The 16,949-nt window shown below is 63.8% G+C and carries 15 protein-coding genes; 6 read left to right on the forward strand and 9 right to left on the reverse strand.

Annotation, left to right across the window (positions count from 1 at the left end; genetic code table 11):
• Positions 1-42: 42 nt before the first annotated feature.
• Complete coding sequence (locus ATO11_RS10975; protein ID WP_050530907.1) at positions 43-537, reverse strand: FxsA family protein; 495 nt, start codon at positions 535-537, stop codon at positions 43-45.
• A gap of 116 nt (positions 538-653) precedes the next feature.
• Between ATO11_RS10975 and ATO11_RS10980 the strand changes: the two genes are divergently transcribed.
• The 3 genes from ATO11_RS10980 to ATO11_RS10990 are packed head-to-tail and all read left to right on the forward strand — an operon-like array spanning position 654 to position 2,934.
• On the forward strand, positions 654-1,316 hold the full coding sequence (locus ATO11_RS10980) for a Tim44/TimA family putative adaptor protein (RefSeq protein ID WP_050530908.1): 663 nt from the start codon (positions 654-656) through the stop codon (positions 1,314-1,316).
• A gap of 38 nt (positions 1,317-1,354) precedes the next feature.
• Positions 1,355-2,347, forward strand: coding sequence for a murein transglycosylase A (gene mltA, locus ATO11_RS10985; protein ID WP_110553639.1), 993 nt, complete (start codon positions 1,355-1,357; stop codon positions 2,345-2,347).
• A complete protein-coding gene (locus ATO11_RS10990; protein WP_050530910.1) occupies positions 2,344-2,934 on the forward strand; it encodes a Smr/MutS family protein in 591 nt (196 codons plus the stop codon). The genes mltA and ATO11_RS10990 overlap by 4 nt, the downstream gene beginning before the upstream one ends.
• On the opposite strand, the gene ATO11_RS10995 is transcribed toward ATO11_RS10990, so the two are convergent.
• Entirely contained in the window at positions 2,918-4,141 is a 1,224-nt protein-coding gene (locus tag ATO11_RS10995; protein WP_050530911.1) for an MFS transporter, read from the reverse strand. The two genes, ATO11_RS10990 and ATO11_RS10995, sit on opposite strands and share 17 nt — an antisense overlap.
• A gap of 156 nt (positions 4,142-4,297) precedes the next feature.
• On the opposite strand from ATO11_RS10995, the gene ATO11_RS11000 reads away from it, so the two are divergent.
• Both ATO11_RS11000 and ATO11_RS11005 read left to right on the forward strand, forming a co-directional pair.
• Positions 4,298-4,765: a c-type cytochrome gene (locus tag ATO11_RS11000; RefSeq protein WP_050531108.1), complete on the forward strand. Its 468-nt coding sequence runs from the start codon at positions 4,298-4,300 to the stop codon at positions 4,763-4,765.
• A 117-nt stretch (positions 4,766-4,882) separates the two neighbouring features.
• The gene (locus tag ATO11_RS11005; protein ID WP_050530912.1) at positions 4,883-6,220 is read left to right on the forward strand and encodes a UDP-glucose dehydrogenase family protein; all 1,338 of its coding nucleotides are present in this window, start codon (positions 4,883-4,885) and stop codon (positions 6,218-6,220) included.
• On the opposite strand, the gene ATO11_RS11010 is transcribed toward ATO11_RS11005, so the two are convergent.
• Positions 6,203-7,321 (reverse strand): polysaccharide biosynthesis/export family protein, encoded by a 1,119-nt coding sequence (locus ATO11_RS11010; RefSeq protein WP_050530913.1) that lies wholly within the window; start codon positions 7,319-7,321, stop codon positions 6,203-6,205. The two genes, ATO11_RS11005 and ATO11_RS11010, sit on opposite strands and share 18 nt — an antisense overlap.
• 226 nt (positions 7,322-7,547) lie before the next feature.
• Between ATO11_RS11010 and ATO11_RS11015 the strand changes: the two genes are divergently transcribed.
• Positions 7,548-8,186, forward strand: coding sequence for a sugar transferase (locus ATO11_RS11015; protein WP_050531109.1), 639 nt, complete (start codon positions 7,548-7,550; stop codon positions 8,184-8,186).
• On the opposite strand, the gene ATO11_RS11020 is transcribed toward ATO11_RS11015, so the two are convergent.
• From ATO11_RS11020 to dnaN, 6 genes are all read right to left on the reverse strand, one after another.
• The gene (locus tag ATO11_RS11020; protein WP_082176264.1) at positions 8,156-8,818 is read right to left on the reverse strand and encodes a YjbF family lipoprotein; all 663 of its coding nucleotides are present in this window, start codon (positions 8,816-8,818) and stop codon (positions 8,156-8,158) included. The genes ATO11_RS11015 and ATO11_RS11020 overlap by 31 nt on opposite strands.
• Positions 8,815-10,956, reverse strand: a complete 2,142-nt coding sequence (locus ATO11_RS11025) for a YjbH domain-containing protein (protein WP_050530915.1) — start codon at positions 10,954-10,956, stop codon at positions 8,815-8,817. Before ATO11_RS11025 ends, ATO11_RS11020 begins: the two co-directional genes overlap by 4 nt.
• Before the next feature lie 476 nt (positions 10,957-11,432).
• Positions 11,433-13,850 carry a DNA topoisomerase (ATP-hydrolyzing) subunit B gene (gyrB, locus tag ATO11_RS11030; protein ID WP_050530916.1) on the reverse strand — a complete coding sequence of 806 codons (2,418 nt, stop codon included), beginning with the start codon at positions 13,848-13,850 and terminating at the stop codon, positions 11,433-11,435.
• 154 nt (positions 13,851-14,004) lie between these two features.
• A complete protein-coding gene (locus ATO11_RS11035; protein WP_050530917.1) occupies positions 14,005-14,625 on the reverse strand; it encodes a LysE family translocator in 621 nt (206 codons plus the stop codon).
• On the reverse strand, positions 14,622-15,722 hold the full coding sequence (gene recF / locus ATO11_RS11040) for a DNA replication/repair protein RecF (RefSeq protein WP_050530918.1): 1,101 nt from the start codon (positions 15,720-15,722) through the stop codon (positions 14,622-14,624). Before recF ends, ATO11_RS11035 begins: the two co-directional genes overlap by 4 nt.
• A gap of 43 nt (positions 15,723-15,765) precedes the next feature.
• Positions 15,766-16,884 (reverse strand): DNA polymerase III subunit beta, encoded by a 1,119-nt coding sequence (gene dnaN, locus ATO11_RS11045; protein ID WP_050530919.1) that lies wholly within the window; start codon positions 16,882-16,884, stop codon positions 15,766-15,768.
• Positions 16,885-16,949: the final 65 nt, after the last annotated feature.

Raw genomic sequence — 16,949 nt, forward strand, 5'->3', positions numbered from 1 at the left:
GAAATAAAGTTGGCAGAGACGTACCAGCTTACACCAGCGGTCTCAATGCTTTGTCCAGCCCGATGGGCGATGCGTCGGGCGCTTGGGTGGGTCCGGTTCGGTGACCTCGGAATAGTCTCCGTCGATCACGGTGCCTTCGTGGCGGCGGGCGTCCGGGCGCGTCGGGCCCGCGCCCATCTGGAAACTTTGCACCTTGATGCGCGACCGTACGAAACGGATCACCCAGTTGCGTACCGGCGGCATCAGCAGCGCGAAACCTAAGGCGTCAGTGAAGAAACCGGGCGTCAGCAAAAGCGCGCCCGCGAACAGGATCATCGCGCCATGCGCCAGCGGCCCGGTCGGATCCTGCAAGCGTTCCATCGACCCGCGCAGTTGCGACAGCGCCACAGCGCCCTGGCTGCGCACAAGGATGGTCCCGGCGATGGCGGTCAGGATTACGATCAGCAGCGTGGGCCACAAACCGATCAATCCGCCGATCTGAATGAACAGGGCGATTTCGATCAGGGGTACGGCCAGAAAGGCCAGGAAAAGCCACATGGCGCATCTCCGGCAGGATGACATCTCGACGCGCGGGGTCGCGGTGGACTTGCACCCACGCAGCACCTACATAGGGGCAAGTTGACGACCTTTCCATGAGCCTCGTGAGGACCCTGATGAATTCGCCGCTTTTGCAATTGTTGGTGCTGGCTGGAATTGCTGTGTTTCTGATCCTGCGGCTCAAGTCCGTTCTGGGCACCCGCGAAGGGTTCGAGAAACCGCCCGCAGAGCGTACGGCGGCAACGTCATCGCGCCGCGAGCGGTCGTTCGAGGTGATCGAAGGCGGCCCTGACCCCGACATCACCGATCACGTCCCGTCCGGAAGCCCCAGCGCTGACGCGCTTGCGCGGATGAAGGCGGTGGAACCAGATTTTGGCGTCTCCGATTTCCTGCAAGGCGCGCGCGGCGCCTACGAGATGATCCTGATGGGATTCGAGCGTGGCGAACTGGCCGAGATCAAGCCGTTCCTGTCCGACGACGTCTATGAGTCTTTTGCCGAGGTGGTCGAGGCGCGCGAAAGCCAGGGCTTGAAGGTCGAGGCCGAATTCGTCGGCATCCGCGAACTGACGTTGAGCGAGGCGGAGTTCGACGAGGCCACCAACCTTGCCGAGATCACCGTGCGCTTCGTGTCCGAGATGACTTCGGTCGTGCGCGATGCAGGTGGCACCATCGTCGAAGGCGAAGCGGGCAAGATCAAGCGCCAGAAAGACGTCTGGACCTTCGCGCGCACGATGGGTCGCGACGATCCAAACTGGCAACTGGTCGCCACGGGCGAATGAAGCGTGCGCTGTGCGTTGCGGCCTTGGCAGTTGCGGCCATGACCGGGCCTGCACAGTCAAAGGACGTGACGCACACGATCCTCGGGTTTGACCAACTTGATGGTTGGGTCGACGACGACCACGACGCCGCGTTCGAGGTTTTCAAATCCACTTGCCGTGACCTGAAATCGCACGACTGGAAAGCGTTGTGCGCCGCCGCGGCCGACCAGAAGAGCGGCCGCACGTTTTTCGAACTTTTCTTCCGTCCCGTGCTTGTCGAAGACGGGGCAGAACCGCTCTTCACCGGTTATTTTGAACCCGAACTTGAAGGTTCCCGCGTCCGGACCGATCGCTTCCGCTATCCCCTTTACGCCCTCCCGCCCGAAGCGCGTGACGGGTCATGGGTCTCGAGGCGCGAGATCATGACATCCGGCGTGATGGAAGGACGGGGGCTGGAAATCGCGTGGGTCGATGATCCGGTCGAAAAATTCTTCCTGCAGGTTCAGGGATCGGGGCGCGTCCGGTTGCCGGACGGGTCATACCTGCGGGTCGGATATGCCGGGAAGAACGGCCATCCCTACCGGTCGATCGGGCAGGAGCTGGTCCGGCGCGGCGTCTACAAATCACACCAGGTATCGGCGCAGGTGATCCGCAACTGGGTGTCCCGCAACGGCGCGGCGGGTGAGGACCTGCTGAACCACAACCCGTCCTACGTTTTCTTCCGCGAGGTTAGCCAGGTCCCGGCGGACAAGGGGCCGCTTGGTGCGATGAACCGCTCGATCACGGCGATGCGCTCTATCGCGGTCGATCCGCGATACACCCCGCTGGGTGCGCCGGTCTGGGTCGAAAAGGACGGGGCGCTGCCGCTGCGCCGCGTGATGATCGCGCAGGATACGGGATCTGCGATCAAGGGCGCGCAACGGGCGGATGTATTCGTGGGCACCGGGGACAAGGCCGGCCGCACGGCAGGCCGGATGCGCGATCCGGGCCGGATGGTCGTCCTTCTTCCGATCCAGCGCGCCTATGCCCTGCTGCCCGAGGGGATCCAGTGAGCCCGCGCAAGCTTCGCCCCGACGAAGAGCAACTGTGGAACCAGGTCGCGCGCACGACCGACCGGCTGTTCCCGCTGGAAAAGGCGAAACGACCCGAACCGACCAAAGCCTTGCCCGACGTCACGACGGTCCCGACCGAAACAGAAGTGCCGCGGTTCGACGTCGGATCGCAGGCGAAACCGCTGCCGGAAATCCACCAGTCAACGCGCCGTATGCGGGACCGGCTGGCGGATCATCCCGTGCGGATGGACGCACGCACCCATGGCAAGATGACCCGTGGCAAATTGAAGCCCGAAGGCCGTATCGACCTGCATGGCATGAGCCAGGCGCAGGCGCATCCTGCCCTGATCGGGTTCATCCATGCCAGCCACGCGGCGGGCAAGCGTCTGGTTCTGGTCATCACCGGAAAGGGCTCTCCGGACGAGGCGCCCTGGCCGATCCCGCGCCGTCGCGGCGTGCTGCGGCAGGTCGTGCCGCAATGGCTGGCCTCGGGACCGGCGGCGTCAGCCGTGTTGCAGGTCACCCCGGCGCACCTGCGCCATGGCGGGGACGGCGCGTATTACGTTTATCTCAGGAAGCGGCGGTGACCGGCAGCTTGCGTGCCGCCTTTCGGATACCCAGCGTCAAAAGCAGCGTGACCACCACGAAATAGACCGCGAAACCCTGGAATTGGGTCAAAAGACCAATCCCGGCATCCAGCATCAGCCCGGAAATCCCCGGCCCGACGGCGGACCCGAAGACCATGACCGCCGTCGCAAGCGCCTTGATCGCGCCGATATGCCGGGTGCCGTAGAATTCCGACCAGAAGGCCGTCGGCACGGTGGCATTGGCACCGGACGTGATCCCGAACGCGACAAGGCCAAGAAGTGTGCCGAAGATGCTGTCCGTCAGCGCGAACAGCAGAAAGGCGAGCGTGATCGGCAGCATGAAGAACGGCAACAACCGTGCCGTCCCGATCCGGTCAAGCGCCCATCCCCAGACCAGCATCGCCCCCATGGAAACCAGCGGGTATAGCGGGAACAGGGCCGTCAGCTGCAGGTGCGACCATCCCTTCACCTCGGCGAACAGCACCTGCTGGAAGAAAAAGACGGTGCCAAAGGCCGACAGGCCGGCAACGGCGGGCAGCATGATCCAGAAAAGGGGATCGCCCAGCGCCTCTCGCCTTGTCCAGTGCCGCCCATTCATTCCGGTGGCGTTCTGGTCCTGCGCGGTTGCGGCAGGCGTTCGTTCGGTCCGCAGCAGGGTCAACAGGATCGGAACCCCGGCGAGGGCGACGAAAGCCCCCCCGACCCAGATCAGCCGCCAATCGACAAACGCCATCAGCGCGACACAGGCCACCGGCAGCAACCCTTCGCCAACGGAATAACCCAGCGACGCGATGGCCAGCGCGCGGCCGCGCGTCGCCACGAACCACCGCGCCATCGACACATGCGCAAGGTGGGTCGACATGCCCTGCCCCGCGAACCGCAGGAAAAAGATGATCGCGGGCAACAGCCAGACGGTGGAATTCACCGCCATGGCAAGGCAGGCCAGCGACAGAAGCCCCAGAACGACGGGGCCCAGCGCGCGCACGCGGAACCGGTCCGCCAATCCACCCGCCCAGACCATCACCAGCGCCGAGGCCAGCGTGCCGATCGTATAGATCCCGCCCCACGCGCCATGGGACAGGTCGAACTCGGACCGCAGGGCGCCCGCGAAGATCGCGATGAAGTAGGTTTGCCCGAATCCCGACAGGAACGTCAGAAGCGCCCCGGCCCCCAGCCACTTGGCATTGGTTCTAAGAAATTCCCGCATTCGGTGTTCACGCAAGTGTTGGCTTGCCAAGCCGGACATTCAGGATACCTTCAGCGGGCACGCGCGCATCCGGCGAGCGGCCAGCGCATTTCTATGGAAACCTGACCGCTGTCTTGATGGGTGATGGATAACGAACAAAGTCACAAGAGGTTTACGATGAAAACGCAAATCGCGACGCTTCTGACGTCGCTTGTTCTGGCCGCACCGGTTTATGCCGATGGCCACGCGACCGGAGATGCCGAGGCGGGCGAGAAAGTCTTCCGCAAGTGCAAATCCTGCCACATGATCCAGGACGCCGAAGGCAACGACATCGTCAAGGGCGGCCGCACTGGCCCCAACCTGTACGGCGTGTTCGGCCGTCAGCCGGGGGCCGAGGAAGACTTCGGCAAGAAATACGGCAAGGACCTGATCGCCGCGGGCGAAACGATGCCCGACGGCTGGATGGAAGAGGAATTCGTGGCCTACGTCGCCGATCCGCGCGGCTGGCTGCGCGAGGTTCTGGACGACAACTCGGCCCGCTCGAAAATGTCGTTCAAGCTGACCGACGAAACCGATGCCCGCGACGTGTGGGCGTATCTTGTCTCGGTCGGCCCCGCGCCGGAAGCGGCAGAAGCCTCCAACTGATCCGATCCCGGTGGGCCGCGCGTCAGCGGCCCACCGCCACCTCGCCTGCCCGCCCGCCGTTGACGCTGTTGCAGGAATTGCGTCATAGACCTGCGGCAAGGCAGCAAGGGGACTCCCATGAAAATCGCGATGATCGGAACCGGCTATGTCGGGCTGGTATCGGGCGTTTGCTTTTCCGATTTCGGCCATGACGTCGTATGCGTCGACAAGGATGCCGCCAAGATCGACAAGCTGAACCGGGGCGAGGTTCCGATTTACGAACCGGGCCTCGACACGCTCATGGCGCGCAACGTCGATGCGGGTCGCCTGACCTTCACGCAGGATCTGGCCAAGGCAGTGTCCGGTGCCGATGCGGTGTTCATCGCCGTCGGCACGCCAACCCGTCGCGGCGACGGGCACGCCGATTTGCGGTTCGTTATGGCAGCCGCGGAAGAGATCGCGCAGGTCGCGGATCACTATATCGTCGTCGTGACCAAATCGACCGTCCCGGTGGGCACCAACCGACAGGTGAAGGAAGCCGTGGCGCGCGCCAATCCGCAGCTTGATTTCGACGTTGCCTCGAACCCCGAATTCCTGCGCGAAGGCGCGGCGATCGACGATTTCATGAAACCCGACCGGGTTGTCGTGGGTGTGGAAGGGGATCGCGCTGCGCAGGTCATGGCCGACATCTATCGCCCACTTTACCTGCGCGATTTCCCGATCATCACGACCGACCTCGAATCCGCCGAGATGATCAAGTACGCCGCCAATGCGTTCCTCGCGACCAAGATCACCTTCATCAACGAAATCGCCGCCCTGTGCGAACGCACCGGTGCCGACGTGAAACAGGTGTCGAAGGGCATGGGGCTGGATGGCCGGATCGGGAACAAGTTCCTGCATGCCGGGCCCGGTTATGGCGGATCATGTTTTCCCAAGGACACCCGCGCGCTGGCCCGGATCGGACAGGAGCACGCGGTGCCGATGCAGATCACCGAAACCGTCATCACCGTCAACGACGAGGTCAAGCGCCGCATGGTCGACAAGGTGCGCGACCTGTGTGACGGGTCGTTCAACGGCAAGACCATCGCCGTTCTGGGTGTGACGTTCAAACCCAACACCGACGACATGCGCGATGCGCCGTCCCTGACGCTGGTGCCCGCGATGGTCGGTGGTGGCGCGCGGGTGCGCGTGACAGATCCGCAAGGCCGCCGCGAAGGGGATGCCCTGTTGCCGGGTGTCGAGTGGATCGAGGATGCCTATGAGGCTGCAGAGGGCGCCGACGTTCTGGTCCTGCTGACCGAATGGAACGAGTTCCGCGCCCTGAACCTCAAGCGCATGGCCGAAGCCGCGCCCGGTCTGCGCATGGCCGACCTGCGCAACATCTACTCGGCCGAAGATGCGCGGGACGCGGGATTCGACGCCTACGTTGCGGTGGGTCGGGCCGGGTTCGGCCCCGGCTCACCTGACGGCGTTTGACGCCTGCACGGCTGACCCAAGGACGGTTCCGAACAGACCCAGGATGGTGCGGGTCTTCACGGCGGGCGACTCGGTCGCCAGCACGGTGTCGCCGGGATTGACCCGGAAGTTCCGCGCCGCGAACAGCCCGTCTGCCGAGGTCAGGTCGAAGGCAAAGATCACCTGCTGCCGCGAGGGACCGCTTTCGTCATAGCGGATCGAAAGCGGATCGTATTCCCGCAGGATCAGGACGCCCTGCGGATCCGCGCGGTCGTCGATCAACCCGCCCATGAGCGAGATCGCTTCAAGAGCGGTGACGTGTTCCTTGGGGAAATAGATGATGTCTTCGGTGCCCGACGCGCCGATGGCGGTGAAATAGCGGTCATCTTCGGTCACGACGATCTTGTCGCCACCGAACAGCCGGGTGTTCTTGTGGGCAGTGGAAAACAGCGCTTCAGACCGGATTTCATAGGTCGAACCGCCACGGATCAGGCGCACCAGCGGGTTGCGCAACTGGGTGGAGATCCCGCCACCCTGAGCGATCAGGCTGAGGATGGTGAAATTCTGGTTCGGCATCGGGTAGCTGCCGGGACTGTTCACGCCTGAAACCAGGTCGACCGAGTTGCCGAAACCCGCCGCCATCGTCAGTTGCACCTGCGCCGACGGCACGACCGGCTCCAGCCGGGTCTGGATGCGGCGACGCGCCTGGTCAGGCGTCAGGCCGCTGATCTTCACCGTGTCGATATAGGGCACGAAGATCGCCCCGCCGCCGGAAACTTCCAGCCCCTCCATGCGCACGGCCTTTTCGGCCTCGTTGGTCAGAAGCGAGTTCGGCTGGCTGTCCCAGATGATGAGATTGACGGTGTCACCGGGGCGGATGACCTTGGAATCGTGTCCATGGCTGGAGCCCAGCCAATGGTAATGCCCGTGCCACCCCGTCACCGGCCAGGAATTGACCACTGGAACCTTCGCGCGGGAGACCAGGACCACCTCTACCGTGGGGTTCTCTGCCGTGGCTTCGCGGGTGATTTCCTTTTGCAGGGCGGCGCCGCGCGGCACGTTGCAGGCACTCAACGTCAAGGCACATAAAAAGGCGACGAACAGCTTCACACCGATGCGCATGACGTATCCCCGGTCTTCTGTCTCAGGAGCACCGCTCTTGGCCCCTTTATTGTCGTTTCAAGACTGATAGACACACTTTGGCGATTTGGGCAAGTTGCGGTTGCCGACCGGCGACAGACAAGTCCCGAACGTGGCATATGGGTGGCGAAACGGATGCCTTCGGGTTCGATGCGGCAAACACCCGCTTACACGAGGCGATGATGGCGGCAGGCGGAGCAGGCGCATGATGACACCCCTGAAACGGCTTCTGGATGTCGTCGGGTCGCTGGTTCTGATGGTCGTCCTGTCGCCGCTGATCCTGTGGTGCGTCTGGCGTATCCTGAAAACCGATGGCCGCCCGATCCTGTACGTGTCGGAACGGATGAAAACACCGACGAAAGGCTTCCAGCTTCTGAAATTCCGCACCATGACCGTGGATGACAAGGATGCCGGCGTGTCAGGCGGCGACAAGGCGCATCGCATCACCGAGACGGGCCGAAAGTTGCGCGCCAAGCGTCTGGACGAGCTTCCGCAGCTTTGGAACATCTTCAAAGGGGATATCAGCTTTGTCGGGCCGCGCCCGGAATTGCGCCGCTATGTCGAAATGCGGCCAGACCTTTTCGAACGGGTCCTGCGCGCGCGGCCCGGCGTCACGGGGCTCGCGACGCTCGTCTTTCACAAGCGAGAGGGAGAGCTGCTGGATCCCTGCACGACGCCGGAAGAGACCGAAGAGGTCTATGCCCGCCGGTGCCTGCCCGCGAAGGCGCGGATCGACATGATCTATGCCGAAAACCGCAACTTCTGCTACGACTGGCAGCTGATGTTCGCGAGCGTTTTCAAAGGCGTGTCGGTGCGTCAGTCCCGTAGCAAGGCGAGCGATACGTAACCGGTGAAATTGCCCAGCCACTGGCGCGACGCGCGGATGCGGCCGTTGCGGTCCACGGCGTAGGTGTTGATGAACGTGGTCTCGCCATCGCGGCAATCCTCGCGCATGCCCTGCAGGCCACCCTGACCGCCCTGGACCGAAATCACGCAGTCGAAATTGTATTCGAACGTCTGGTCATCACCTGTCAGGAACCGCATCACGCGTGTCGCCTGTCCGGCGGACCGGCGCGACACCAGCGCCAGCGACTGGTCAATCTCGGACGACATCAGGTCGCCACCCAAACCGCGTGTGGCCGTGACGAACCCGTTCTTGATGGTGACCGTCTGCCGCCCGCCGGTGGCGTAGGTGCGGTAGGCGAGGTTGCGTTCGATCTGGATGATCGGCGCCTGCGACTTGGTCTTTTCCGAGGTGAACAGCATCACCGAATTCGGCGTCGCGGCGAGGATCTGTTCGATCTGCTGCGGCGTCAGCGTCGCCTGTGGCGGGGCGCTGCGTGCGGTGCGCGACAGTTCGAACAGGCTTTTCAGCAGCGACCGGGTCGATTGGCTGTCCGGCGCGTTTCCGCAGGCCGAGACAAAGGTCAGGGCGGCGAAGCCCGCGAAGAGATTGCGCCAGCGCGTCATGCCACTCATCTCCAGAACCTTCCCCAGCTGCGTTCCATGTCCGGTCGGTGATAGTCGCGGATGCGGTCGTAGAGCCGGCCATCGACATTCAGGCGCGCGCCGCCGTCGCGGGTCAGCGACTGGATGGCGACCGTGTTGGTACGGCGCGTCGCGGTACCCGTCACCCAGCCCAGCGGGACGGTGATGCGGATGCCCTTGTCGAACGACCCCTCGCCGAAATCGGCGGCCGAGACGTCGGTCATCGTGGCATAGGCCCCCACGCGCCAGCCATTGGCAAATTCGCGGTCGATCGACAGGGTCGCGCCGTAGTCACCGGCAAGGTAGCGGCCCACGTCAAGCTGGCCGTGGAACCCGTTGCCGAACGAGTAGTAGGCCGAGGCGTGCCCGGTGATGATCGTGCAATCAGAGAAGTTCTCGTTCGCCTTCAGCGTCGCGCAGTCCTGAAGCCCAAACCCTTGTGCGTATTCGCGTTGGCGGACCGCGTTGATCTCGGCCCCCAGCGCAAGGCGGCTGTTGACCGGTTTCCACAGCACCTCGCCCGAGATACCGGCATACATCGGCTCAAGATACCCGACGGTCGCGCGGCCATACAGGTTCTTCCCAAGGCGCGCATAGCCCGTCAGCGTCAGGTGTTCGAGCGCCGGATCGCCCTCGGCCGCGAAGCGGTTGAAGTTCGTGCGCACCCGCGGCAGCACCGAGTTGGACGGGCGCAGGTCCGTCAGGTTGCCGCCAAGGCGCTTGGTAACCGACCCTGACAGGACGAAATTCGGCGTAAATTCGTACCGCGCCTGCAGGCGACCACCCAGATCGGCGCGCACCGGGCTGTCGGGATCGAACACCGACAGCGACAGGTAGGGCGCAAGCGACCAGATGAATTTCGGATAGATGTTGTCGTCATCCAGCGCCGGCAGCTTGCCGAAGGCGTCGGTGAACTCGGCCCGTGCAAGGATCGCCGTGGCCTTGCTGTTTTCAAGGTCCTCGATGTCCGAGCGTTTCAGCGTCACCGCCGAAATGGCGAGGCCGTTGACCACCGGGATGATCACGAATTCCTCGACCGATGGTGGGACGACGCGGCTCATGATGCGCGCGGCGCGGCCAACGGCTTGTGGCGTGGTGTTGTACGTGCCGTTGCGCATCCGCAAAACGGCGCGGCGCCCGTCCGATTCAAAGCCCTGGAATTCAAGCCCGTCGGTGTTGAGCGCGGTGATCATCTGCTGCCGGATGTTCGCGCGCTGATCGGGCCGCGTGACCCAGCCAAGATCGGCGGCAACGGTCCGGTCGCGGCGCGATACCGGGACCGGGGCCTGGTCGCGCCCGCCCGGCACGATGGCACGGCGTGGGTTGGCGTGGATCGTCAGTTGCGCGCCGAATTCCTCGCCATAGGCATAATAGAATGACAACTGGTGGCCGTTGCGCAGGCGGTAATCGATCCCGTAGTTCCAGTTCGACGTGCCGCGGAACTGGCCGCTCGTGCGTTCGAGGTTGTAGTTGTCCGACGAGTATTCGACCTTGAAGGTCAGGCGGTCATTCGGGCTGTAGCTGACGCCGCCGAAACCCGCGACATCGCCGCGGAACCAGCGATCCGATGTCAGGGTGCCGCCTTGCGGGTCGATGGCGGTCGGGCGTGTGCCTGTTGTCGCGAACGGATTGACCGTCCCGAACCGGCCCCAGCCAACCCCGCCGGTGACTTGTAGTCCGGGCACGACCTCTTTCGTGGCCACGATGTATTCGCCGCCCAGAAGGCCCGTCCCGATGAAGTCCTGAAGGCCGACCACGACGCTGGGCCAGTACCGGCCCTCTTTCAGGACCTGGTAGCGGATGTCGAAGCTGCGGTCGAAGAAGTTGCCGTTTACCGCGCCGGGGATCGGCAATTGCCGGATGGAGGAATACCGGAACGCCGCCTGGATACGCGGAGTAATCTGGAAGGCGAGCGTCGTGCGGGTCTGGTCCCCGAACCCGGCAAAGGTCGTCGACAGGGTCGCGTCCGGCGCCATGTTGGCGGTCGGCATGTCGACCAGACCGGGCAGACCGTAGAAGTTGAAACTCTCAGGCCGTGACTGCGCCTGAACCGCACTTGCCGCTGCAAGGGCCGACGCCGCAACCAGACCAATGAAACCGGCACGCCTGCAAACTGGGTGATCTGCCATGGTCAATGCCTCGCCCTCAAAAATCGCCGTTGGATCAGCGGTAAGCGACCGCGTTGACCAAGTCTATCCGCACAGGATACGGCGATTCCCCGCTGTGGGAAATTCGGCACGTTTTTGGGCAGTCTCTTGCTGGTCGTGCCTAAGCATCGCGGAGTTGAGAAATTTTTTTGTTTGCAGAAGTCCTAAGAATGGATTCTACTAATTTGAAGGTGAGGCCCATCAGCGTATCGCTTTAATCTTGGCGGATTAGCAGCCCTTTTTGGGCTTGGAACGACGATGCGGCTTCACCGAAACAATCTTCGGTCCTGGCTTCTTCGTCGCGCGAACCGTTCTTGTGACCGGTTTACAACTTTTTGCCATCTTCCACCTCCTTTCTCGCCAAAGTGTGACGCAAGGTTTTGTGGCTGCCGATGGGCCTCATGCCAAGTGTTGGGAATCTCGCTTGCGGAGTCAACGTTCAATGAGGGATTCGGGCGCTAAAAGTCCAAATTCTCGACGCTCAACGCATTGGCTTGGATAAACTCCCGGCGCGGTTCCACCACGTCGCCCATCAGTTTGGTGAACAGGTCGTCCGCCTCGGCCATGTCCTCGATCCGGACCTGCAGCAGCGTGCGCGCATCCGGGTCCAGCGTGGTTTCCCACAGCTGGTCGGGGTTCATCTCCCCCAGACCCTTGTAGCGTTGCAGCTGGTTGCCCTTTTCACCCTCTTCAAGGATCGCATCCAGCAGGGTCAGCGGCCCGTGGATTTCCTGCGCGCGGTCCTTGCGGTGCAGCGTCGCGGGGGTGGCGTAGACATCCTGAAGGCTTTGCGTGAAGGAGCCGGTCTTGCGCGCCTCGCCCGACCGCAGCATTGGGCCGTCCAGCGTGCGCACTTCCTCGACCCCGCGCAGGATGCGGGCAAGGCGGATGCCCTTGTCCTGCGTGATCCGGCCCATCCAGCCGCGTTCGTATTCCAGCGCAATCATGTCGAGGCGCTGGGCGACCCGGTCGGCCACGCCTTGCAGGTCGCTATCCACGGCGCCCGGCACGAAAGCCCCGGCAATGGCGGCCTGCTCCAGAATGTGGCGGGGATAATGCGTCGGGAACGCGTCGAGCACGCGCTTGAGCTGCCGCGCCTCCTCGACCACGCGGACAAGGTCCTGCCCGGTGATTTCCTCGCCATTGCCCTGCCGCAGCATCGCGCCGTCGGTGCCTTGCTGGATCAGGTAGTCTTCCAGCGCGGTCTGGTCCTTCAAATAGACCTCGGACTTGCCTCGCTGCACTTTGTAAAGCGGCGGTTGCGCGATGTAGAGGTACCCGCCTTCGATCAGTTCGGGCATCTGGCGATAGAAGAACGTCAACAGCAGCGTGCGAATATGCGCACCGTCCACGTCGGCATCCGTCATGATGACGATCTTGTGGTAGCGCAGCTTTTCGATGTTGAACTCGTCGCGCCCGATGCCGGTGCCCAGCGCCATGACGAGGTTGCCGATCTCCTGGCTCGACAGCATCCGGTCGAACCGCGCGCGTTCCACGTTCAGGATCTTGCCGCGCAGGGGCAGCACCGCCTGTGTCAGCCGGTCGCGGCCCGTCTGGGCGGAGCCCCCGGCGCTGTCACCCTCGACAAGGAACAGCTCGGTCTTGGACGGGTCTTTCTCGGAACAATCCTTGAGCTTGCCTGCGAGGAAGTTCACATCCATCGCCGTCTTGCGCCGGGTCAGTTCGCGGGCCTTGCGGGCGGCTTCGCGGGCCAGCGCCGCCTCGATGATCTTGCCGACGATCATCTTGGCCTCGTTCGGGTTTTCCTCGAACCATTCGGTCAGTTTCTCGTTCATCAGGCCTTCGACGGCGGGCCTGACTTCGGACGAGACCAGCTTGTCCTTCGTCTGGGACGAGAACTTGGGATCGGGCACTTTCACGGACAGCACGCAGGTCAGCCCCTCGCGCGCGTCGTCGCCGGTGAAATTCACCTTCTCCTTCTTGGCGATGCCGCTTTCCTGCGCGTATTTCTGGATGACCCGCGTCAGCGCACCGCGAAAGCCCGCCATGTGCGTGCCGCCATCGCGCTGCGGGATATTGTTGGTAAAGGGCAGGACGGTTTCGTGGTAGCTGTCGTTCCACCACATCGCGACCTCGACCCCGATATCGTCCCGGTCGCCGACCACGTGGATCGGTTCGGCCATCACGGGTGTCTTGGACCGGTCGAGGTACTTGACGAACTCCTTCACGCCGCCTTCGTAGAACAGTTCCGAATGCAGCGGTTCGGCGGGCCGTTCGTCTTCGAGGATGATGCGCACGCCGGAATTGAGGAAGGCCAGCTCGCGCAGGCGCTTTTCCAGCGTTTCGAACGAGTAGTCGAGGTTTGAAAACGTGCCGGTTGAGGCGAGGAACCGAACCTCGGTCCCTTTCTCGCCATTGGCGTCACCGACGACGCGCAGATGCTCGGACGTCTCGCCATGTTCGAACTTGGCGTAATGCTCCTTGCCATCGCGCCAGACGCGCAGTTCCAGCCAGACGGACAGCGCGTTCACGACCGATACGCCGACGCCGTGCAGACCGCCCGAGACCTTGTAGGAGTTGCTGTCGAATTTACCGCCGGCATGCAGCTGGGTCATGATGACCTCGGCCGCCGAAACGCCCTCTTCCTCGTGGATATCGACCGGGATTCCGCGGCCGTTGTCGCGCACGGACACGCTGTTGTCGGCGTGGATTTTCACGCGCACGAAGTCGGCGTGTCCGGCTAACGCTTCGTCAATGCCATTGTCCACCACCTCGTACACCATGTGGTGCAGGCCAGAGCCGTCATCGGTATCCCCGATATACATGCCCGGACGCTTCCGGACTGCTTCCAACCCTTTGAGAACCTTGATGGATTCTGCGCCGTATTCGGCATTGTCTTGCTCGGCGTCGGACATGGATGCCCTCTCGTTCTTATTCCGGCGATTTATACAAGGTATAGAGGGGGTTGTCACGCGGATGCGCTGTATTTTGTGAAGGGGGTCGGCTGGCGAGCAGCCGACCTACTTGCGGGCAGAGATGTAGGTCGGCTGCTCGTCAGCCGACCCCGCCTCAGGTGAAGGGAATCAGGCAGCCCACAGCGAGCAGCATCAGCCCTGACACGATGTTCAGACGCTTCAACCCTTCGGGCGATGCAATCAGTGCGCGGGCGCGGCCGATGAAGAACGCCATCGTCAGGTTGCCGAATAACGGGACGAAGATCGACGCGGCGACGATGGCGGCGATGTCTTGCCACGTGACCCGCGTGAGGTCGAAGAACCCCGGAAGGACGCCCATGTAGAACAGGATCGCCTTGGGATTGCCGAGGATCAGCGCAACACCCGCCGCGAACCCCGCCCACCAGCCGGGGCGCGTCAGGCGGCTGTCGGTCACGATGGGGCGGTCCGATGTACGGATCAACTGCCAGCCCATCCAGAAAAACAGCCCCGCCGCGACCCAGCGCAGGACCGTCATCACCCCGTCGAACATGCTGGCGACCCATGTCACGCCAAGGATCGCGAGGAAGGGCCACAGCACGTCGCCCACCACGACCCCCAGCGCCAGCGGCACGGCGGCACGGAACCCGCCGGACAGGCTGCGTGCGATCAGTCCAACCCAGACCGGTCCGGGGGTGAAGAAGAGGATCAGAAGTGCCCCGACATAGAGCGCCATGTCTCCCGCCGACAGCGTCATTCCACGGTCACCGTGCTGACGCCGTCTTCGTCTTCGACGAGCAGGCGCTGGGCGCGGTCGCCGAGGTCCTCGAACAGGTCGGGGCCCGTCCCGGTCATCCATGCCTGCGCACCCAGCGCGCAGACCTCGTCGTAAAGCGCGGCGCGGCGGTTCGCGTCGAGATGGGCAGCGACCTCGTCCAGCAGCAAGAGCGGCGGCGTGCCGATCCGCGCCTTGAGCGCACGCGCGTTCGACAGGATCAGGGACAAAAGAAGCGCCTTCTGCTCCCCGGTCGAACAATCGCGGGCGGGTACGTCCTTGGCCGCGTATCGCCCGCTCAGATCCGCGCGGTGGGGGCCGACCAGCGTGCGCCCGGCTGCGAGATCGCGAAAGCGGCTCTCTTCCAGCGCGTCGGCGAGGTCTTCGGCGGTTTCCGGCAGATCGCCCTCGATTGGTTCAAGGCTCAGTTCGGCCGCAGGGAAGGCGGTGGTGGCATCCTGTTGCGCGGTGCGCAGCGCGTCGAGCGTCGCCATGCGGTGGCTATGCACGGCAGCGCCGCTTTCGGCCATCTGGCGTTCCAGCGCCCGGTACCAGTGCGCGTCGCGCACCTGTTCCTTCAGCAGGCGGTTGCGTTCCCGCATTGCCTTTTCATAGGCCAGCGTCGCGGTCGCGTGGTCGGGAAAGAGGCTCATCGCGGCGCGGTCAAGGAACCTGCGCCGCCCCTCGGCTCCTTCGATCCACAGCCGGTCCATCGCGGGGATCAGCCACAGCACGCGGATGCGTTCGGCGAGGTCAAGCTGCGAGGCGGCCTTGCTGTCGATCCGCACCTGCCGCGCCGCGCCAGCATCAGACCAGGTTTTGACCTCGATCGTCTCGCCATCGCGGATGACTTCGGCGGTCAGTTTCCAGCCCAGCGCCTCGGGGCGGCGGGTCATGTCGGCGGCGGCGGCCCGGCGCAGGCCGCGCCCGGCCGAAAGAAGGGAAATCGCCTCGATCAGGTTTGTCTTCCCCGATCCGTTCGCTCCGTGGATCGCGACGGGCCGCGCATCAAGCCGCAGGCGGGCCACGCGGTGCGACCGGAAATGCGACAGGGTCAGGGACGCGACATGCAGGCTCATGCGCGGAAACGGCGTGTCAGGGTCGAAATCGACGGCTGGCGCGTCACACGCGCATCGGCATCACGACGTAGATCGCCGAAGTGTCGTTGCCTTCCCGCATCAGGGTCGGATCACCCGCCGAGTTGAACAGGAACACGGCGTTCTCACGGTCCACCTGGCTCGCGATTTCCAGAAGGTATTTCGCGTTGAACCCGATCTCGAGCTTGTCGTCGCCATAGGCCACGCCCAGCTCTTCCTCGGCAGCGCCGCTGTCGGGCGCGTTGACCGACAGGATCAGGCGATCCTCGTCCAGTTGCATCTTCACCGCGCGCGAGCGTTCCGACGACACGGTGGCCACCCGGTCGACCGCGCTGGCGAATTCCTTGGCATCCACTTCCATCTTGCGCGTGTTGCCCGAGGGAATGACGCGCGAATAGTCGGGGAAGGTGCCGTCGATGACCTTGGAGGTGAGCGTGATGTCCTCGGTCGCGAAGCGGACCTTGGTCTCGCTCACCGACACGGCGATGGGCGTGTCGTCATCGTCCAGCAGCTTGCGCAACTCGCCCACTGTCTTCCGGGGAACGATCACGCCGGGCATCGTTTCCGCGCCCTGGGGCAGGTCCGCGTCGATCCGGGCCAGGCGGTGGCCGTCCGTCGCGACGCAACGCAGGGTCTGCCCGCCTTCGCCCTCAGCGACATGCATGTAGACGCCGTTCAGGTAATACCGCGTCTCTTCGGTCGAGATCGCGAATTTCGACTTGTCGAACAGGCGGCGCAGAACGTCCGACTTGGCCGAGAAGTTCGCGGCATAATCCGAGGCCGGCATGACCGGGAAATCCTCGCGCGGCAGCGTGGCAAGCTGGAAGTTGGACCGGCCCGCCTCAACCGTCAGGCGACCCGATCCCGGCTCTTCCGTCAGGGTGACAAGCGCGCCGTCGGGCAGCTTGCGCACGATCTCGTGCAAGGTGACCGCGTTCACCGTCGTCGCGCCCGAGCGTTCGACCTGTGCAGGCGCCTGGTCGACCACCTCGATATCCAGATCTGTGGCGCGGAACTGCGCCTTGTCATCGGCGGCCTCGATCAGCACGTTGGCAAGGATCGGGATGGTGTTGCGCCGTTCAACCACGGACTGCGCCTGGCTCACCGCCTTCAGCAATGTGCCCCGTTCGATGCTGACCTTCATGCGCCATCCCTCCACGTGCCGGACCGCGACTTTAGACCAAACAGCCGCCCGCTCAAGTGCGTTAT

Origin of the sequence: Pseudaestuariivita atlantica (assembly GCF_001205715.1) — a bacterium.
GTDB lineage: Bacteria > Pseudomonadota > Alphaproteobacteria > Rhodobacterales > Rhodobacteraceae > Pseudaestuariivita > Pseudaestuariivita atlantica.